General features: G+C 35.2%; 19 protein-coding genes. 13 read left to right on the top strand and 6 right to left on the bottom strand.

All coding sequences use genetic code 11. From position 1 onward, the window contains the following. Window positions 1-170: 170 nt before the first annotated feature. From HMPREF2917_RS11725 to HMPREF2917_RS08100, 6 genes are all read right to left on the bottom strand, one after another. A complete protein-coding gene (locus HMPREF2917_RS11725) occupies window positions 171-2,684 on the bottom strand; it encodes a Spaf_1101 family AAA-like ATPase (protein WP_070590138.1) in 2,514 nt (837 codons plus the stop codon). 56 nt (window positions 2,685-2,740) lie between these two features. Continuing rightward, window positions 2,741-3,427 carry an XRE family transcriptional regulator gene (locus HMPREF2917_RS08120; RefSeq protein WP_070590135.1) on the bottom strand — a complete coding sequence of 229 codons (687 nt, stop codon included), beginning with the start codon at window positions 3,425-3,427 and terminating at the stop codon, window positions 2,741-2,743. Between the two features lie 8 nt (window positions 3,428-3,435). Further along, window positions 3,436-4,296 (bottom strand): ImmA/IrrE family metallo-endopeptidase, encoded by an 861-nt coding sequence (locus tag HMPREF2917_RS08115; RefSeq protein WP_070590132.1) that lies wholly within the window; start codon window positions 4,294-4,296, stop codon window positions 3,436-3,438. A gap of 94 nt (window positions 4,297-4,390) precedes the next feature. Then, the gene (locus HMPREF2917_RS08110; protein ID WP_070590130.1) at window positions 4,391-5,344 is read right to left on the bottom strand and encodes an HNH endonuclease; all 954 of its coding nucleotides are present in this window, start codon (window positions 5,342-5,344) and stop codon (window positions 4,391-4,393) included. Continuing rightward, entirely contained in the window at window positions 5,331-6,830 is a 1,500-nt protein-coding gene (locus tag HMPREF2917_RS08105) for an AAA family ATPase (RefSeq protein WP_070590128.1), read from the bottom strand. The genes HMPREF2917_RS08110 and HMPREF2917_RS08105 overlap by 14 nt, the downstream gene beginning before the upstream one ends. A gap of 32 nt (window positions 6,831-6,862) precedes the next feature. After that, window positions 6,863-7,210: a helix-turn-helix domain-containing protein gene (locus HMPREF2917_RS08100; protein ID WP_070590127.1), complete on the bottom strand. Its 348-nt coding sequence runs from the start codon at window positions 7,208-7,210 to the stop codon at window positions 6,863-6,865. A 649-nt stretch (window positions 7,211-7,859) separates the two neighbouring features. Here HMPREF2917_RS08100 and HMPREF2917_RS08095 point away from each other — a divergent pair. The 13 genes from HMPREF2917_RS08095 to HMPREF2917_RS08035 all read left to right on the top strand — a co-directional run bounded on the left by HMPREF2917_RS08095 (window position 7,860) and on the right by HMPREF2917_RS08035 (window position 19,099). After that, window positions 7,860-8,042 carry a hypothetical protein gene (locus HMPREF2917_RS08095; RefSeq protein ID WP_000490640.1) on the top strand — a complete coding sequence of 61 codons (183 nt, stop codon included), beginning with the start codon at window positions 7,860-7,862 and terminating at the stop codon, window positions 8,040-8,042. Between the two features lie 34 nt (window positions 8,043-8,076). Next, the gene (locus tag HMPREF2917_RS08090; protein ID WP_049526014.1) at window positions 8,077-8,373 is read left to right on the top strand and encodes a hypothetical protein; all 297 of its coding nucleotides are present in this window, start codon (window positions 8,077-8,079) and stop codon (window positions 8,371-8,373) included. Between the two features lie 21 nt (window positions 8,374-8,394). Next, the gene (locus HMPREF2917_RS08085) at window positions 8,395-8,856 is read left to right on the top strand and encodes a hypothetical protein (protein ID WP_013904644.1); all 462 of its coding nucleotides are present in this window, start codon (window positions 8,395-8,397) and stop codon (window positions 8,854-8,856) included. A 13-nt stretch (window positions 8,857-8,869) separates the two neighbouring features. After that, a complete protein-coding gene (locus tag HMPREF2917_RS08080) occupies window positions 8,870-10,558 on the top strand; it encodes an FtsK/SpoIIIE domain-containing protein (protein ID WP_070590126.1) in 1,689 nt (562 codons plus the stop codon). 207 nt (window positions 10,559-10,765) lie between these two features. Further along, window positions 10,766-11,998, top strand: a complete 1,233-nt coding sequence (locus HMPREF2917_RS08075; protein WP_070590124.1) for a replication initiation factor domain-containing protein — start codon at window positions 10,766-10,768, stop codon at window positions 11,996-11,998. 14 nt (window positions 11,999-12,012) lie between these two features. After that, a complete protein-coding gene (locus HMPREF2917_RS08070; RefSeq protein WP_049488277.1) occupies window positions 12,013-12,246 on the top strand; it encodes a hypothetical protein in 234 nt (77 codons plus the stop codon). Window position 12,247: 1 nt separating this feature from the next. Further along, window positions 12,248-12,805, top strand: a complete 558-nt coding sequence (locus HMPREF2917_RS08065; RefSeq protein ID WP_070590123.1) for a conjugal transfer protein — start codon at window positions 12,248-12,250, stop codon at window positions 12,803-12,805. Window positions 12,806-12,817: 12 nt separating this feature from the next. Next, entirely contained in the window at window positions 12,818-13,813 is a 996-nt protein-coding gene (locus tag HMPREF2917_RS08060; RefSeq protein ID WP_070590121.1) for a conjugal transfer protein, read from the top strand. A 9-nt stretch (window positions 13,814-13,822) separates the two neighbouring features. After that, window positions 13,823-14,047: a TcpD family membrane protein gene (locus HMPREF2917_RS08055; protein ID WP_003005585.1), complete on the top strand. Its 225-nt coding sequence runs from the start codon at window positions 13,823-13,825 to the stop codon at window positions 14,045-14,047. 2 nt (window positions 14,048-14,049) lie between these two features. Continuing rightward, window positions 14,050-14,460 carry a conjugal transfer protein gene (locus HMPREF2917_RS08050; RefSeq protein ID WP_003005516.1) on the top strand — a complete coding sequence of 137 codons (411 nt, stop codon included), beginning with the start codon at window positions 14,050-14,052 and terminating at the stop codon, window positions 14,458-14,460. A gap of 13 nt (window positions 14,461-14,473) precedes the next feature. Beyond that, the gene (locus HMPREF2917_RS08045) at window positions 14,474-16,978 is read left to right on the top strand and encodes an ATP-binding protein (RefSeq protein ID WP_070590118.1); all 2,505 of its coding nucleotides are present in this window, start codon (window positions 14,474-14,476) and stop codon (window positions 16,976-16,978) included. Window positions 16,979-16,989: 11 nt separating this feature from the next. Beyond that, on the top strand, window positions 16,990-18,873 hold the full coding sequence (locus HMPREF2917_RS08040; RefSeq protein ID WP_070590116.1) for a phage tail family protein: 1,884 nt from the start codon (window positions 16,990-16,992) through the stop codon (window positions 18,871-18,873). A gap of 1 nt (window position 18,874) precedes the next feature. Further along, window positions 18,875-19,099 carry a hypothetical protein gene (locus HMPREF2917_RS08035; protein WP_070590113.1) on the top strand — a complete coding sequence of 75 codons (225 nt, stop codon included), beginning with the start codon at window positions 18,875-18,877 and terminating at the stop codon, window positions 19,097-19,099. Window positions 19,100-19,110 lie beyond the last annotated feature (11 nt).

The raw sequence follows: 19,110 nt of genomic DNA, 5'->3' as shown, positions 1-19,110 counted from the left end.
GAGATAAAGTTGGGCTTACTTTAGCATGTTTAAATATCAATAAAATTGATGAAATGGATAGCAAATATCCCTTTTTATTACTATAATTTAAAGGAAAATAATTCTTCTTATTAACAACTATTGTAGAAAGAATTTCTTTAAATCAAAAAACTATGGTTCAACTATTTTAATTAAATAATACTTTTATATATTTTAACTTTATGTTTAAAAGATTCTATTCCACCTTCAAGATAATCAACAATATATTTTTTTATTTTATCTTCACTTGGATATCCGGAGTTTTCAATCCACCCATGTTCACCATTAGATTTCATTAATATAACTAAATCTGACAATGCATTTGTCACAATTGTAGCATTATGTGTTGCAATAATAATTTGACGATTTGATTTTACATCTCGTAATATTTTGACCAAATTATTAAAAATGTATCTGGAATCTAAGTTATCCTCTGGTTGATCAATTAGCAATGGACGATTATCATCAGTTAATTCAGAATATGCAAGAATAAAATCAAGCATTGCAACCACTTTTTGACCTAAACTTAAGTTAGTAACATCTTTAAAAATTGCTTTCTTATTTTTATCTGTAACCTTCGAGTTAATATTGAATTCTAAAGAGAGCTTTTCACAATTATTGTATGTATCCTTCAAGTAGTCTTCTATGCTAAATAGATCTACTTTGTCCCAAATGTTGAAAACTTCATCAAAAACATCATGTACATTTGATTTTTCAACCGTTATTAAAGACAAGTCGGGATAAATTGAATTAGAGTTCCCCTGATTTGCAATTTGAATTAGTTGATTCTCATAAAGAATTTCCCTATCATTCATCATTTTTACAAAATTTGTAAATCCTATCTTATCAAAAACAAATGATAAGTAGTCAATAATATCTTCACAGGACAGCATGTACCCTTTGAAAGGCCTTTTTAAATTTTTTCCTGGTGGGAAAAACCATGTTTCAAAGTGGTCCGGTAAAAGATACTTAAGTTCCTGCTTATAAACAATTTGTAAATTCCCCGTTTGTTGGTTATTAAAATTATCAATAATTGAATTTATAAAATTATATTGTTTACTTAATTTCTCATCAGCAGATTCAATTGCTGGAATTATCTTTTCTATTTTATCAATTTTTTCGGAGAAGATATATTTTTTGTTCTTTCTATCCTTGAAAAGTGTACCACGTAGAAAATCATCTATTTTGCCACTACTCGCAGAATTAACTAATTCGTTAACAGAATATCTACTATCAAACATTTCATTAAGTAATGATTCTTTCTTTCTTTTTGGCACTTTAATAATTTTTTCATCATCTAGAATTTCATAAATTAATAAATGATTTTCTATTATCATTGATTTTATTCTATTTTCATGAAACCAATATTTATCAGTACTTTTTGTTCTAACTTGATATAAATCATAGATGTTTTCATTCTCCTTTTGTTTAGGAAGATTCAACTCAATTATGTATTGTTTTTCAAACATTTCATACCATAAATAGACTTTTGAATGTTTAGATAAAAATTCTAACTTCTGTTTTGAGTCAGCTTTTTGTGAAAGAACAAATTGAATTAATTCTAAAATAGTACTTTTCCCGGTCCCTCTTCCTCCTATAATGCTATTTAATGAGTCGGAAAACAAAATTTTAAATTTCTTATTACTTGACAAAAAAGCCTCTTTATTCGTAGGTAAATATATACCTCGTATAACTTTTTTTATTTTTTTATTTGGTTTGTCTAATTTTACTGTAACATCATACTCTGATAAAGATTCTTTCAATTGTTTATAACTTCTCTTACTGAATTTTATCCACATGGGATTAATAGAATGATTTTCAATATAATGTGAATCATTATCCAGAATAAAAAATGGATTCACGCCTTTATTTATTTTGGAAATGTAGTTTCTTACATTTGAAATACTGTCCTTATTTGAAACTCCAATATACTTCAAATATTCTTTTGAAAATAATTTTTTCTTATAAGCATTAGTAAAGAGTTTTCCATCTTTAAATATATCCGAACTATTTATATGAGCAATATAAGTGATGAATTCTTCCTTATTAAAAGTATCAATAACATCTAAACTAGCTTTATATGAACCCTCTTTAATACCCATAAGGTTTTCTTCTAGCCATTTTTTGATAATTTCACTTTTCTCATTTGGAAAAGCTACAAGAACATGTATTCTATCAGCACATGAAATTTCCACCCCATTTATTACCTCAATATATTCCTTACCTTTATTGATATTCAATTCAGATACAATTTTTATAGCTTTTTCCATTTTCTTAATTCCTGAAATTGTATTATGATCAGAAACCACTATTGTTGAAATATTTTCTCGATATAAACTCTGAGCAACTACCAAAAATGATATTTGCTCTTTTTCATTTTCAAAACCATTTTTTTGATAGTTATTATAAATAATACTATCACCATCTTTTGTTTTAAAATATTCCTCTGGAAAAAGCTTATTATTTTTTACTTCTAAAAGATAATCTTCTACAGATAGTTTATTCCATTCTTTCTCTGATAAATCGTTCCAAACTTTAAATAATCTGTAATCATGGGATACTGGGGTATGGATGTGAAACAATGTTTTACTATATTTCCCACATTTATTTTTAGTTTTCAGTAATTCATCATATGCCTTTTTTATTTCATTATTTTCTTTTCCCATTTTCAATCTCCATAAACAAAAAAATAATACACTATTATTATTTTACATTAACAATATCACTGTTCAACAGGTAAGAAATTCCCTACAATAATCCCTACAATTCTAGGATCTTCATCATACGAAAGAAAAATATCTCGATATTTTGGATTGATAGAAACTAATCGTAAACCCTGTTCTTCCTGGTAAACTCTTTTAATGTATGTCTGATTATTACAGACTACTGCATATACTGCACCATCATAATCAAACCCTGTTTCACGAATGAGAGCCACAGAACCATTTTGATATTTGGGTTCCATTGAGTCACCAGAAATCCATGAGGCGAAATCGTGGGCTAGTTCTTCATCATAATAGACTGTATCATAGTTCTGATCGTTATAAACCGATGAACCGATACCAGCAGACATTTTTTCGTAAATATGGTATTCGTATAGTTTTTCTGACATCGAAACAACATTCTTGCATTGTTCTTGTTGAACTAAGTTTCTAACATAACCAAGTGCTTGATCCTTCCCTTCATCTGATAAACTATTATATAGTCGGACGATTTCAAGCTCTGTAAAATAACCTTTTGGAGCATTTAGAATCTGCTCCAACTGCTTTACTTTTTCTTTAGATGGTTTTTTTACTCCACGTTCCCATGCGGAATAAGCTTGGTAGCTAACACCTAATTGATCAGATATATACTTTTGTGTTAATTTCAATTCTTTCCTACGAGCTTTTAGTTTTTCTGGTTGATACATTACTTACCTCACATTAATAGTAATTTCAATTCAGCTTTTTGTTTTGCCTCTTTGTCTGTTAACTTATTTTTATCCCAAACATAAGCTATTGATTTTCCTCGATCATAAATGAGCCATACTCTTAAATTGTCACAGTAAGTCTTTATTGTTTTCCAATTCTCTTGGTTTAGAAGTTCAGGAAACTCTTGACTAGTAACGAAGCCTATTTTACTCACAGATTGTTCAATCTTCTTGATTAGTGAAGTTTGGTAATTGTGAAATTCTTTAATAATCCGTTCTCTAATACTGTGAAACAAAAGAAGCAATGGAGCATTCTGTCCATCGATATAAGCATCAATAGCCTGCTTAATGGTACTTTCTTTTCCAGGATAATATTCTCTAAGAAGATCTAAAAGTCGAAAGAACAATGCCTGTTTTGAAACATCCAGACTATTTTGAATATGTTGAAAGGTGTCGCAACTATAATAAATCTTTGACAATAAAACAATGTCAGGCATTAATACTACAGCAGAGAAAATATTCGCTTCTCGCTCTAGTAGGTTTTCCTGATTATCAATAGATTCTGCAAAATAATTGCCGTCATGCTCTAGTATAAAATGTCCCAATTCATGACACAGAGTAAAATTTTGCTTTACAATTGGATTATCCTTTTCATAGGAAAAACTAATTCCTAATTCATCGATAACAGTTAATCCTTCAATCTTGTGATTTGAGAAGTGGTGACTAATTACTTGAATTTGATATTTTTGAATACAATATTGAAAGAAGTAGTTGAAATTATAATTTAGTAATGAAATATCATGATCCTTAATGTATTGGTATAACACATGTTTTGTAGACTTACTTATTCTTGTATACAATTCATCCAAAGAATGGTACCTCCTTTAAGCAAAATTTACAAAACTAAACCAAAATAGTTTAGTTTTGTTGCATAAAAAAGTAGACGATTGTCTACTGAAAATTCTAAAATATATCCTCACACTTAGCCAAAGCTATCTCTGATTTTCTAGCAAGAATATTTTCCTTAATTAAGGCTATCAATTCATTTGGAGATTTATTTGCTAGAGAATCATACATTATAAAAATCAAAAATTCATCTGATATCAAACCATCTGAAAAATCAAATTTATTATATTCATCATAATTCGTTTGAAATTCCTTACGTAGGAATTCTTCTGAAATTAAACCTTCTGGTATATCACTCCTGGCAAATTCATCAACTAACTTTAAAATATTATTTCTGACATTAATATTATACATCTGGTCTAGGTCATATAATTTTTCAAACCAATACTTTAATCTTTGATATTGATTCTCATCTTGTATTTCAGATTCATCAAAAGATATTAAATGAACATTTACCACTATATCCCCTCTAGAGGCATATATATAACATTTTATATACTTTGCTAAAGAAACTTCATGAAAATACGCATTAAAAACACCTGTCGATTCATCCTTGCCATGTCCATCATGTTTTCGCTTATTACAAGTATCGCAAGTTGTAACAAGATTATGGGGAGTTATAGCAAATTGAGGAAATTTAGATTTTGGTAGAACATGATCTAAATTTTTATCATTAAATCCCCACCGCTTATCACAAATAGGACATCTATCTGGAGCCAGAGAATATAGTCTATCCTTATAAGTACGACTACCAGTCATGCAGTATGTGAATATACCTTCCATTTGTTTAACAGTTATACCATATGCATCGTCCATCTCTTCCATAGTATACAATTGATGTCTATTGTCAAGATAGATTCTCTCATGAAACTCTAGTTGTGCTTTCCACCCTGCTGAATCTACTTGTGTGAAAACATCCTTGATGTTCTTATCTTCCTTATTTGAAGAATCAGTGATTGCAGTATCACATACATCAGAAACTTTAAAATCCGGTTCGTCAATCTTCTTCATTTGTTTTTAATTCCTTCGATAGCCGTAATATAATTCTTGCTTCACTACCCAAAACGGCTTCAAAATTATCTGAAATTTGTTCTTCGCCTATTTTATCTTGTAATACTTTGTAGAACCCTGTGTTTCTTAAGTCGGTACCAAAAATAGTATCATTAATGAAGCTAATACTCTCTCCATAAGTTTTACTTGATAGTTTCACTATACTACCCTCATGGCTTTCAAAATCATATTTTAACTTCCTAATATTTGTATTAGGTACTTCCTGAAGTACGATTGCAGAGTGAGTTGCTAATAAACAAATACCATTTCCTTCCTCAACAATTTCTTCTACTCCTCTAATATATGCTTTTAAAAGAGGAGGATGCAAGAACAATTCAGGCTCATCAATAATTACAAGTGTTTTTTCAAAGACCTTGATAATCAAATTCAATAGACTAAGTAAAACTATTTTCTGACCAGAACTTAATTCATTTATTATATCTTCTGATAATTCTCTTTTTTCAATCAATGGAAGAATTCGAATAAACAAAGGATCAAAGGAAAATTTATCTATAATTTTTTTAGTTCTACTTTCATTTTTGGGAGTTGTTGCCTCCGTAAAAAGTGTTTTTATTTCCTTAGTAATATAATCCTCTAAACTAGTCGTCTTATTGAAATCGATTCCAATGAATTTATAATTTTCGCTATCTTTCTTTATAATTCCAGTATCAAAAGGACTATATGAAATTAATACAATTGACTCAAATTGATTTATATTAGAAGTAATATTATTAAATAAATCACTATTTTTTTTAATATAAAGATCAATCAAATTTTTTATAAAATAGGTTTTCCCAGCTCCATTATTCCCTACAATTGCATATAAAGTATCTGGAAAATACTCTAATGAATGTGGATTTTTTCTAAATTCTAAAACATTGTTGCCATTTTTATCGATAATACTAATTTGATATTCATCGATATATTTTCCACCTATACTCAATCTATGCAACTGATTTCTGATTTCACTTAAAGAAACATCCCGTAAAAAAGAATTCTTCAATAAATAATATTCTTCTATAGGATGATAAATCGAATCATTCTTAATTGACTCATCTAGTCTATTTAAATCATAAGCAATATCCCCCATTTTTTTGAAATACTCATCTTTTTCAGGTAAGGATAGAAAATTATTTAAAAATTCATAATACTCTTTATTTCCGAGTGAAATTAGATTATATCCTTCTTCTTGAACAAGAATCGATTGTAAGTCTATTTCCTCTTCATGCCGGTAAGGAATGAATGATATTTTAAGTCTACCACAATCGTAAATATCACCATCAATTTTTGCTATCATTGCATACAATGTTCTATAGCCATAATCGTTCCAATGATCAAAAGCATAATAAATCCCATCTCTTAGAGAACAAAGTTCTTCATAAGATAGTGGAAAGTCTTTCTTCCACGTCTTACGTCTAAAAGGATATTTTTTAAAAAAATCTATCATATTTTAAACCTCATAAATCGTCGAAGCTTCATTTAAAGCAAGCCACCTTTTTTAAAGGCTTTCTTTCGCTCTTTCATGAATACAATCAACTCTTTTTTAAAAATTTCTTTTTCCTCATCAGTCAATCCTTTTGAGTTCATACGGAAAAGCAATTCAATATTATCTAATTCATCTAATTTTTCTTCTGAATTTCCAACTAAATAATCAATTGATACGTTTAAAATTTGTGCAATTTTAACAAGATTTTCTTGGGTAGGTTTTTTGACTCCCCGTTCCCATGATGCATATGCTGGCTGCGAAATTCCTAATTTTTCTGCTACATCAACTTGAGTCAAACCAGCGTCTTTCCTAAGTTTTTTTAAGCGTTCCGAAAACTCCATTTTTGACCTCTAAAAATATTTTTAACTTTTTTTAAATAACCCCTTGACAAATATAACCAACGGTTATATAATATAAATATAGCTGATGGTTATATAGGCTTTAAAAATAATAACACCTAACTATCGGCATTATGATCATTGATAATTAAATAAAAAGTGCGTCTGACAACCAGAGGACTGATTGCCAAAACTACACTAAACTTCGTACCTTTATTGTAAATGTTTTGGAAAGAAAAGTCAAGTCCGTTTTATGGTTGAAGTGAAGATAGAAAACATTTTTGTGGGCTTCCACGCATTTCGGACTTTCGCACTTTTCCGAATAGTAAAGTGAACTGGCTTCGCCAAAGGGCGTAAGAGAATCCCTTGGGTATGATCATGACTACCTAAAGAGATTGGCTGGGAAAGCGATGGTAATTGACGCAAAGCACCTTGCTAAACGTTGCCACCGTGAAGGAGGGATCCTTCAACCAAATAACTTTTCTTTACTGCTGTCTATCTAATTAGATAGACCTACTCTCAAGCTACTAAGTTCTTTCCTTTTTTCACTTAGTAGCTTTTTTACATTTTACAATAAAGGAGAATAATATGACAAACTTTTTTCGCATTACAATGTAAACGACTCTATGATAATTACGAATTTACCTATGGCATGTTTAGTGAATCTGATAAACTTCAGGCTAAACTTTATGCTCAAGCTCAAATTGATTTAGACCATCTCGCAGATGATGCTCGTAGAAATGGCTATGCTCATGGGGATATTCAATTCTATAGTCGCATGTTTAAACGAAAACTATTTACCCACTATTACTCAAGAGTCAAGCAACTAGCTTAACTCTTTTTATTTTACACTCAGAAAGGAAAATCTTATGATCTCAGAAACACTTAAAATGAAACCAGAATTTATTGGCCCTGCTTACTACGAACGTTTGGGAAATGCTCCTAAATTCATTTTTGGGAAAGAAGGCAAATACCAACGTCACATTCTAAACAGCGCAGAGCACGGAGCCTTTCACGTTATCACACCAGCCTCTACAACGGTCTTTCCAGAAGATGCTCTAGTAGAAGCAGTTAACCCAATCTTCTTCCCAGACACTGCTCTAAATGGCAACACTGTTGCACCTTATCTCAATGTCTTTGCGGAAAAATTGGTACTCAAAAAATAAGAAATAAAAGGAGAAAATCACATGGCTAAAATTGGATTAAACTACGGAGAAAAACTACAAATTGCTGACAAGACTTATCGTGTCATTACAGATGGACTAGATGTCCCAGCTGTCCTTGGAAAACTGTCTTTCCGAGGCATTGAAGGTCCTGATATCATCTTTGAAGTGGATCGTTCACAACGAAATCCTGATGGATCATTTGTACAAGTTAATACAGGTGAGATTCGTGGAATTGTTGTAGGAATTCATTCTTCTGTCCAGCATGAAACCCTCTTTTTCACTATCGCAGATATGTCTGAGTCTGAAATTGAAGACCTAGGTATTAAATACCGAGAAGAGGTTGAATTGGAAGATATTGTTATCACTCATACCCACGTCAATCGTAATGATATCTATAAGCTCTTTGCTTCTAAAATCAAGAAAAAAACTGGAGGCGCACCGATTAAAGAAAACAAACCCGTAGAAAATAAGAAGGAAAACTAGGAGGTGATGCAGGATGAAACTCTTTACCTATCGGGGAAAAAGAGTTCGAGTTTTTCATCGTAAACTAAAGGGAATCACATGGTTTATCTGGTGGTTTCCTTTTTTGTTGGCTATTAGTTACTACAGCTACTTACATTTAGAAGAATTAAAATCTCATCCCTTACCCCAAGGATATTTTCTAGGAGCTGGGCTTCTCTTTTCTTTGCTTCTCTCTTGGTTTATTAATCGGGTTTGCTACAGGAAGATGCTCTTTTTTCAAAAGCTCAACAGCCTTCGAATTCTTTCACGCTTTTTGCTCGAGAATAACCTGTATCTAGTTAAAAAGGTCAGACGTGAAAACAAGATCATTGAAAAAATCACCTTACCTCAAGTGTATATCAAACAGTCTCGCTATAAGATTGAAGTGAGTTTCATTCTAGAAGGCAATAAATTTCAAGATCGCTTCTTAAACCTTGGAGCTACTCTTGAAGTCATGTTTAACGGGGACTTTCGTAATAAAACCTTTGATAACCGTTTTATCAAATATGAAATTGCTATTAATCGGATTGATAGTCGGATCTCCATTGATGAAGTAAAAGTCAAGGGATCCAAACTCCAGCTCATGAAAGATGTATCTTGGGATTATATTGAAGAACCTCATCTTCTCATCGGTGGTGGAACTGGTGGAGGAAAAACTGTTGTTCTCATGACCATAATCTACGCTCTTGCTAAAATCGGCTTTATCGATATCTGTGATCCAAAGAATTCAGATCTAGCTGGATTAAAGAAAATTCCAGTCTTCCATAGCCAGGTTTACACTAGCAAGGAAGATATCATTAACTGTTTTAAAGAGAATGTAGAGTTCATGGAAAAACGCTATGAAATGATGTCTACTTCGCCAAAATTTCAAGCTGGAAAGAATTTTACTCATTATGATATGAAACCGAAATTCATTCTTGTAGACGAGTGGGCAGCTCTTATGGCAAAGATTGACCGTGACTATAGCCAACAGTCAGAACTCATGGAATATCTCTCACAGTTAGTTCTAGAAGGTCGTCAAGCTGGAGTCTTTATCATCTTTGCTATGCAACGGCCCGATGGAGAATTTATCAAAACGGCTCTTCGGGATAACTTTATGAAGCGTCTCTCCGTCGGTCATTTAGAATCAACAGGATATGACATGATGTTTGGAGATGCCAATAAAACCAAAGAGTTTAAAAAGCTGGATGAAATTAATGGAGTCAAGGTCAAAGGACGGGGCTATATCGCAAATAACGGTGAGCTGGCTGGTGAGTTTTTCTCTCCTTATGTACCGCTTGATCAAGGCTTTTCCTTCTATGATGCCTATTCTAAAATTCCTATCATGGAGTTTGAAGGAGAAGAATTCTCAGTATTTGAAGAATATAAACCAACGGTTGAAACAATTGATCCTATAGAGGAAGAGGAGGCTATAGAAAACGAATCAAACAAACGACCACTCAAGGAATTTGCGGACGAACAAAATCTTAAAATGCCAACCTTACGCAAGATTATCTATCTCTTAACAGAACAAGGGATCATCTTTGAACGGACTGTATCCGCTATTCTAGTGGATCCTTTTCAAGAAAAACTTCTTCTTGAAATCCTCGCTCAATTTGAAGAGGGAGGACGCAGGTCTTATCCAAAAGCAGTTGAAGCGACGATTGTTCATCATGGGCTAGGACAAGGGCAAGGGCAAGCCTGACCGCAGGTCAGGCGCAGACCGTAGCCCGAAGTTTCTAGGCCATGATGAAACTTCAACCCCCGTTTTCTAATAGGGGGGTTACATTTGGCAAATACGCCAAGTCCACCCCTCCTCATTCCTTATGGGAGTTGGGTTTTCAAATTTTATGAAGTGTGTCACTTTCATCAAAAAAGTGTGTCACTTTGTTAGAAAGAGGTGTTGCGATGAATGGACAAAATTAGTCCTTTTCATATTAAGAATTTCAGAAAACAAACAGGACTTAGTCAAAAAGCATTTGCACAAGCTGTTGATCTACCTACAAGAACCTACCGCTCTTATGAAACAGGCGAAAGAGGACTGACGATTGATAAGTTTAGAGAACTAAAAGAAAGACTCGGTTACTATCAAGACTGCGATAAAAACAGTCTTCGGGCTCAAATCGACTATCTACGATTGACCTTTCCTCGATTAAAAGATTTAGATGCTTTCTGTGAAAACTTTCTTCACTGCCACCTTAGCGAATTTACAGACCAAGAAACCCGTCTCATGAATTATACCCACTTATGGCAACGAGGAAACATCTGGATTTTTGATTTCTTTGATAAGTCTGTGACCAATGATTACCAAACTTGTCTTCAACTATCCGGTCAAGGATGCCGTGAGTTGGAATTGCTTCTAGAAGACAAGGGAATCACTTGGCAGATCTTTCTTCAAAATATTCTTTATTCCTATGAAGATGTTCGGGTGAAGCGTCTCGATATTGCTCTGGATGAACTTTATAAGGGTTATGGTCACGAGGACGAACAAATTCAAATTCCTAAATTGATTGATAAACTCTATTCCAAAGAGATTATCCTAGACACGATCAAGAAATGGAATATTACGGGTGGTGGATCCTTCACTGACAACGAAGACATGGAGGCTAATCACGGCTTGTCCATTTATTTTGGAAGTCGTCAAAGTCAACTCTACTTCAACTTTTATGAAAAGCGCTATGAAATAGCTCGAATGGAAAACATCTCCTTGGACGAATCCTTGGAGATTTTTGGTATCTGGAATCGCTATGAACTCCGCTTTTCAGATCAGAAAGCTCAAGGCATTGTGGAAGAATACATTAACGGTGTTGATCTCGGAGAAATCGCAAGAGGCATCGTCAATAAAGAAATCCAAGTCTATGATGGAGTTACTCGCTTTGGAGCCTATAAACCTGATGAGAAATGGCAACAGCTCTTTGGAGGTGTCGAACCCTTAAAGCTCTCAACCAACCCACAGCCTTACAGTATTGAGAGAACGATTCGCTGGCTGACCTATCAAGTTGCGAACTCCCTTGCACTAGTCACTGAAGCAGACAAGATCCTCCAAACAGAATACATGAAAATGATTCAGAATAGCGGAGAGATCACTGATCGAGGAAAAGCCATGTTACGACTTCTCAAAGCCAATAAACACTATGAACACTAGAAAGGAAAAACTATATGGAATACAAAGTTCAAATCAATTCACTAGACAACTTTAAAGCCTGGTCTGGTGGACTAACCACCTTGAACACTGTCCGTGAACGTGGTGGAGTAGATACTCTAACCGTCATTTGTGAGGATATCTTCTCTGGGAATACACCGACAGAAGTACAAATCAATGACTGGCTCTGGTTTGATTCAGATTTTATCTACCAAGCTCTAGGTTACGATGATCTGCTTGAGGCTTCTTAAGATGTTAAAGAAGATTTATCAAGCAGATTTTCTGCTTCTTCCAGAACATGAATTCTGGAGTATGTATATCCTCTTACGAAAGGGCAAAGACTTCTACTACGAATGTGCAGGCAGATGTACAGAAGATCTTCCAGATAGTAGAGGGTTCTATAACTATGAACATGCCTGTTTTACCTTAGATGGTCAAGTGTTGAGCGTAAATAAGAAAATGCGCCCCTCACTCATTGCTTATATTCAAAAGACCATCAAAGAAAACCAAGAAACATTTAGAAAGGAAATTGAAATGGCCACTAAAACTATTTTTGAAAAGAAAGTCTCTCAAGTCACGAATGAACTGGGAGAATTACTTAAAAAGAAAGATCACAGAGAGGCTTGGACCAAAGCTGGAGAATTAAATAGTCTCCTAAAAAAAGAAGAAGCCAAAGACCTAAAACCTGACTTGATCGAACAACTTCAAACTGAGTTGCGAGGCTACTATTACATTAATGGCGAGATCGAAAAAGCCAATAAGCGCCTCTATGCAAAAGGCTCAAAGCTCATTGAACTCGCTGCTCTCTAAAAAGGAGGATCTATGGATAAAGCCAAACGCTACTTTCTTCAAGCAAAGGAATATCTCTCACACTTTAAAAAGGTGGAGAAAAAAGGAGGCCCACCAAAACTAAAAGTCACCAATAAAAAGACCGTCAATATTGCAGTCATAGGAGGAATTTCTTTCCTCCTTTTGGTTGGTCTCTTGGGATCCTTTCGTGCTATCACACTATCAAATAAAGTAGGAACACTACAAGCTCAAGTTGAGGCTACTCAAAAACAAAAGGCACAGCCAACGGAGTCTAGTAGAAAATACGACTACAAACTCCAATATTACCTGAATGATTATGTCTATGCTTACTTCACCCTCCCACAAGAAGGGGATAAGCAACAAGCTCAAGTCGAATACTTAAACAGCTTTTACAACTTCATTCCTGATGTGAAAGCTCAAGGTCAAGTTCGAAACCCTAGTGAGCTTCTCTATTCTCAGTTAGTGACTGTAGAAGGGAAGATTGCGACCTATAAGATCAAATACAAGGAAACGATTCGTCGGGATAATAACACGGAAGAAAAAGAAATTGTGACGGGTTTCAATATTCCATTTGATGAAAAAGATGGGAAATACTATATCTCTGGTCTTCCTTGGTTTTCAGCCATTGAATCCTCACAAGCTGGACACTTTAGCGAAGACGATCAGCTCCAACTAACCGCTAACGATCACTTTTCAGATGGTCAGCGTAAGAAAGTTGAAAAGTTTCTCAAGGTCTTCTTTACCAACTATACTACCAATCAAGATAACCTTAATCTGATTGCTAAGGATGTGGATATGATAGCCAACACCACCTTCAAAACAATTGATTATACCTATCTAAAAAAAGACGGTCAGAATCTAATCGCATATGTCCAAGCAACTTTTGAGGTTGGAGGGACCACTCATTCAGAAAACTTCACCTTTACTCTCTCAAAAAAAGAAAAGACCTACTATGTCACAAAACTAGAACACACCATTCCACTGAATTATGCAAATGATAAAGAATAGGAGAACTCTATGAATACAGACAATCTACGAACCTTCCTCCAGGGCGACGGAATTTGGATCCTAACAGCCATTGCCGTGCTCTTAGCGATCAAAGCTTGGCGAAACAGTTCTTGGCTTCAACTCTTCTCTGTCGTTGGTTTCTATGCCGTTATTGTTTCGATTGCGAAAGGACAAGATATCCTAAAAGCAGTCGGCTGGTTCCTTCGACTCTTCGGTATTGAATCAGGGCTTTAAGTATGAATGAAGAAAGACTTTATGACTACAGTAAGGGCCTAAATGCTCCTTATTGGATCCAAGAAATTAAGACAAAAAAGGGCACTCGACTATGGTACTTTGCGACACCGATGCAGTTGTCCTTTTTCATTGTTTTTATCATCATTTTTGTGGCCATGTTACTCTTTGGAGGATTTATCTTTGTGCCACTCGCAAAAATCACTCACTCCATTTCTCTCTTGCTCTATTGGTATCTTCCTTACAAATTGGCCAAATTTTATACTGAATACGAGCCTCACGGTAAAAAGATGCACGTCTTTATTGGAGATTACCTGATTTACTTTTGGGACTTTAAGATCAATAAAAAAGCGATCTATCATGAAGATCGGATAGAGCCTGTAGAAGAAATTGTCTTTGAAAAAACAAATCTATAGAAAAGGAGGACCTATGAGTATTACTTTAACCTACCCTATTAGGGAAACACATGAAAATCTAGCTCTCAAAAAAGATCAATCAGTCGTTGCTTATTATCGTATTCCCAACACTCCTATCACCATTACGGATGATGAAAAAAAGGGCAAACACAAAATTACGGTTACTCAAATGATGAAGAAGCTCCAGAAAAACAAGTTCTTTGAACTATCTCTGATCCCTAAAGACTATCTCTTAGAGGAGAAAATGCGGGACTTTTCAGATGCTCTAGCAGATGATAGTCGTGAACTAGGAGAAGAACTGCTCCTTTATACAGTGGATCGTCTAACAGATGAAATGGAAATCCCTTATCAGTTTGATTGGGTCGTTGGAGTGACCTTACGCAAACAAAATCATGGAGCTACCGTCAAAGACTTGGCCTATGAGAGCTTTAATGAGTTTACTGAAAAAATCGCAAAAGGCCTTGGCTATGAATATGAATTAAGTCCCACTTGGTATGAAGACTACAAAAGTGATGAATTCACTATTTTTCAAGCCTTCTCTGTCCTTCGGGCAAAACGGTTATCCAATGAAGAACTCTTTTATTACCAGCGGATGCAATACCTCCGCTACATCCCTCACTACAAGAAAGAGGTACTCGCTAATCGTGCTCAATTCAATATCACGGACACCTTGATCAAAGTCCTAAAAGGTGGCTTCCTCAAGCTAGAAAGCCCTTATGGATCTTCTTTTGTGACAATTCTTCCTGTAGGTAAATTTCCTGTTCAATTCAACGGCTTTCACCTAGGTGAATTTATCCAACGTTTGAACTTTCCCGTTGAACTACGAATCAAAGCAGAATTCATTGATACTGGTAAAATCAAGGGGAGAATGGGACGTTCAAATACACGTTACAGAAACATCATGGAAGAGGCAGAAAATACCGATACTGTCCAACAAGACGAGATCATCATGGGTTCCATCTCCCTAAAAGACTTAATGAAGAAAGTCGGAAATAAGGAAGATATCATAGAATATGGAGCCTATCTTATCGTATCTGCTTCTAGTGTGAACCAACTACGCCAAAGACGACAAGTTGTTTTGAATTACTTTGACGATATGGGAGTCGAAATCAGTGAGGCCTCTCAAGACGGACCCTATCTCTTTCAAGCTCTGCTCTATGGAGAAAACCTCCAAAAGAAAACTCGCACCTGGACACATATGGTCACAGCTCGTGGATTTTCAGAGCTCATGCCCTTCACCAATACCTCTTCTGGGAACCGTATTGGTTGGTATATTGGCCGAGTAGATAATTGGACAGGTCGTTGGGACAATATCGCTAAAGCTATTGATTCCTCAAAGAACATTGTCCTCTACAATGCGACAGTGGGAAATAAAGAAGATATAGCTGGAAAGATTACCAAGAACCCGCATATCATCATCACGGGTGCGACAGGTCAAGGAAAATCTTTCCTCGCTCAGATCATCTTTTTAAGTGTGGCTTTACAAAATGTTAAAACCCTTTATATCGACCCTAAACGTGAACTTAGAAATCACTACCAAGAAGTGATCAACTCACCTGAATTTGCACTTCTCTATCCCGAACGCAAGAAACAGATTGAGAACTTTAACTTTGTAACACTAGACAGCTCACTACCATCAAACCACGGAGTTTTAGATCCTATTGTCGTTCTAGATAAAGAACAAGCTGTAGAGGTCGCAAAAAACATGCTTGAGTTTCTACTACAAGCCGTAGATGATGTCACGATGGATCAGAAAACAGCGATCACAGAAGCTATTAATGCGATTGTAGAAAAACGAGTCGCTGGTGAGAAGGTCGGATTTAAACACGTCCTAAAAGTTCTGAGAGACTCTACTTCCTCTGAAATTGCTTCGGTTGGTCGTTATCTGACTTCAATTGTCACAAACTCTATCTTGGAACTAGCCTTTTCAGATGGAACCACTCAAGGACTTAACTATGAATCACGAGTGACCATTCTAGAGGTCAATAACCTCAAACTACCAAAGGATGATTCCACAAAAATTTCAGATCATGAACGCAACTCTATTGCTCTCATGTTTGCGCTTGGTGCCTTCTGTACCCACTTTGGAGAACGAAATGAAAATGAAGATACCATTGAGTTCTTTGATGAAGCATGGATTCTTATGAAGTCCGCAGAAGGAAAAGCCGTTATCAAAAATATGCGTCGGATTGGACGCTCCAAAAACAATACCTTGGCACTGATTACTCAATCTGTACATGATGCAGAAAATGACGATGATACAACGGGATTTGGGACTATCTTTGCTTTCTATGAAAAGTCTGAACGAGAAGATATCTTAAAACATGTCAATCTCGAAGTCACTGAAAGCAATCTCGAATGGATTGACAATATGATCTCTGGTCAATGCCTATACTATGACGTGTATGGCAATCTCAATATGATTTCCGTACACAACATCTTTGAAGATATTGATATGCTTCTAAAACCAATGAAAGCTACAGTATCATCAAGCCTTGAAAATAAATACGCTAGTTAGGAGGTGAATCCATGCAAGAAGCTTTTGACAAATTAAGGGGAGTCGATATCTTCTCTCTCAAGTCCTATATGGAACCTACTGGGTTTGCCTCCTTTAACGGGGCTTGGGTTCTGATTAATGAGCTTTTCGTCAACTTCTTCTTTTTCATTCTAAATGCGGTGGTGGGCTTCTTTTCTTTGCTGATTCGAATTCTTGAAAAGATTGATCTCTACTCCAACTACAAGAACTATGTATTTAATGGAGCGATGAATATCTGGAAAGGATTCATTGGTTCAAGTTCTGGCGGAGTCGCAAAACAATCACTCGTTTCAATGTTGCTTCTGATCCTAGCGTTTTATCTCTTTTATCAGTTTTTCTTTTCTAAGGGAGCTTTTTCAAGAACTCTCCTTCATGTCTTTCTAGTTCTCATCCTTGGCTTTGGTTATTTTGGCACAATCGCTGGAACATCAGGTGGTCTGTATCTACTTGATACTATCAACCATGTCTCTCAAGATGTTACCAAAAATATCACGAATATTAAGGTGGAGTATGGCAATAATAAATCTATTAAAATTGGCGATTCCATGGCAGATAGCTATATTGCAGAAACCTCTTATAAAGCCTATGTCTTTGTCAATACAGGTCAAGAAAATGGGAAATATAAGAATAGCCAAGATGGGAAACAAGAGACTTTTGACGATAGTAAGGTATTAGGAACAGGCGATAAGAATGGAAACTTTAAAGCAGTTAAATCGAAAGATCGCAATAAATATCTGGATGAACTAGGAAATGGAGCCAATGATGATGGTGAAAAGAACCGTTGGGTTTCAGCTATGCCAGATTTCATCTTTACTCGCATGTTTTATGTTATCTTCAAAATTTGTGAAGCCTTTGTATTAGCGATACCAGTTATTTTGATTCAAATGTTAAACGTCATCGCGCAAACACTCGTCTTGATGATGATCCTGCTCTTTCCGATTGTGCTATTGATGTCCTTTGTACCAAGAATGCAGGATCTGATTTTTGGAGTCTTGAAAGTCATGTTTGGTGGGCTGCTTTTTCCAGCTATCACAAGTCTATTAACTCTATTAGTCTTCTACATTGAGAAAATGATTGAAAATATCGTTATTACAGGCTTTGATGGCATCCTTAAAACACTTCCATCCTTGATTATCTTCGGCCTTGTCTTTAAACTACTCATTTCAGTTGTATCAAAAGGACTCGTATACTTCCTTCTATGGAAATACAAAGCTGAACTGATTCAATTCATTCTTGGCTCTAAAGCACGAATGGTTGCGAATGATATTGGAAATAAAGTTGAAAAAGGGGTCACAAAGACCAGAGAGGTGGCTTCGCAAGTACCATCGAGAAGCCTTTCATCTGCTCAACACCTTGGAAACTTTGCCTTAGCAGGTGCTGGTTTTGGAGCTGGGATGATGATGAACGCCAAGAGTCACTTCCAAAATGTTGGTTCTTTCTTTACTAATAAGGAATCAGAGCACCAACCTGATGAAGTCCTCCCAACAGAAACACTTGAGACGCCAGTAAGTCCAGATGCTCCTGAACCAAACATTCCGAAAACAAAGCCAACGCTAGAAGGGATTAAACCAGTTGAAGAAAAAACACCAACTCCTTCAATGGAATCCCCAATCACAGCGGAGCCAACACCAAGTTCAAACGAGGAATTCCAAACTCTTAAAGAAGAATGGATTTCTCCATTTAAACAGCTCCGCATTAATAGTATTGAGCACAAATTAGAGGAATATAAAGATCCTCAAGCCATGTACAAAGCTCAAGGATCGAATGCTTTCACTCGTGCTTATAGAAAAACCATGACACGAGATGATAAATTAAGAGCCAATATAGAACGAAGAGACCGATTAACAGAACGCTTAAAACAACTTAGAGGAGAATGATATGAATACCAAGATACGCTCAAGAACTGCTTTTTCAAGAATTCTTGAAGAAACTCTTTATCAAGCCTACCAAGAAGGAAAACGCTCAGTCGATTTTCTTCTTTTGTTTCCAGTCTCGGAACAAGAAAGAGACCAAATCATCCTACAAACTAAGTCCTATTCAGTCGTTCTAGATGCAAAATGGCGTTTTGGGACTGTCCTATTCACTGCTTATATAAGACATTAACTAGAAAGGAG

Source organism: Streptococcus sp. HMSC061E03 (assembly GCF_001813505.1).
Lineage (GTDB): Bacteria > Bacillota > Bacilli > Lactobacillales > Streptococcaceae > Streptococcus.
This window is presented reverse-complemented; position numbering and strand designations above follow the sequence as displayed.

Excerpts from the sequence above, each read along its gene's own strand:
- HMPREF2917_RS08100 (WP_070590127.1), bottom strand. The coding sequence starts at position 7,210 with ATGGAGTTTTCGGAACGCTTAAAAAAACTTAGGAAAGACGCTGGTTTG.
- HMPREF2917_RS08050 (WP_003005516.1), top strand. The coding sequence starts at position 14,050 with ATGAATGAAGAAAGACTTTATGACTACAGTAAGGGCCTAAATGCTCCT.
- HMPREF2917_RS08080 (WP_070590126.1), top strand. The coding sequence starts at position 8,870 with ATGAAACTCTTTACCTATCGGGGAAAAAGAGTTCGAGTTTTTCATCGT.
- HMPREF2917_RS08085 (WP_013904644.1), top strand. The coding sequence starts at position 8,395 with ATGGCTAAAATTGGATTAAACTACGGAGAAAAACTACAAATTGCTGAC.
- HMPREF2917_RS08060 (WP_070590121.1), top strand. The coding sequence starts at position 12,818 with ATGGATAAAGCCAAACGCTACTTTCTTCAAGCAAAGGAATATCTCTCA.
- HMPREF2917_RS08120 (WP_070590135.1), bottom strand. The coding sequence starts at position 3,427 with ATGTATCAACCAGAAAAACTAAAAGCTCGTAGGAAAGAATTGAAATTA.
- HMPREF2917_RS08110 (WP_070590130.1), bottom strand. The coding sequence starts at position 5,344 with ATGAAGAAGATTGACGAACCGGATTTTAAAGTTTCTGATGTATGTGAT.
- HMPREF2917_RS08070 (WP_049488277.1), top strand. The coding sequence starts at position 12,013 with ATGGAATACAAAGTTCAAATCAATTCACTAGACAACTTTAAAGCCTGG.
- HMPREF2917_RS08075 (WP_070590124.1), top strand. The coding sequence starts at position 10,766 with ATGGACAAAATTAGTCCTTTTCATATTAAGAATTTCAGAAAACAAACA.
- HMPREF2917_RS08055 (WP_003005585.1), top strand. The coding sequence starts at position 13,823 with ATGAATACAGACAATCTACGAACCTTCCTCCAGGGCGACGGAATTTGG.
- HMPREF2917_RS08045 (WP_070590118.1), top strand. The coding sequence starts at position 14,474 with ATGAGTATTACTTTAACCTACCCTATTAGGGAAACACATGAAAATCTA.
- HMPREF2917_RS08105 (WP_070590128.1), bottom strand. The coding sequence starts at position 6,830 with ATGATAGATTTTTTTAAAAAATATCCTTTTAGACGTAAGACGTGGAAG.
- HMPREF2917_RS08095 (WP_000490640.1), top strand. The coding sequence starts at position 7,860 with ATGTTTAGTGAATCTGATAAACTTCAGGCTAAACTTTATGCTCAAGCT.
- HMPREF2917_RS08040 (WP_070590116.1), top strand. The coding sequence starts at position 16,990 with ATGCAAGAAGCTTTTGACAAATTAAGGGGAGTCGATATCTTCTCTCTC.
- HMPREF2917_RS08035 (WP_070590113.1), top strand. The coding sequence starts at position 18,875 with ATGAATACCAAGATACGCTCAAGAACTGCTTTTTCAAGAATTCTTGAA.
- HMPREF2917_RS08090 (WP_049526014.1), top strand. The coding sequence starts at position 8,077 with ATGATCTCAGAAACACTTAAAATGAAACCAGAATTTATTGGCCCTGCT.
- HMPREF2917_RS08065 (WP_070590123.1), top strand. The coding sequence starts at position 12,248 with ATGTTAAAGAAGATTTATCAAGCAGATTTTCTGCTTCTTCCAGAACAT.
- HMPREF2917_RS11725 (WP_070590138.1), bottom strand. The coding sequence starts at position 2,684 with ATGGGAAAAGAAAATAATGAAATAAAAAAGGCATATGATGAATTACTG.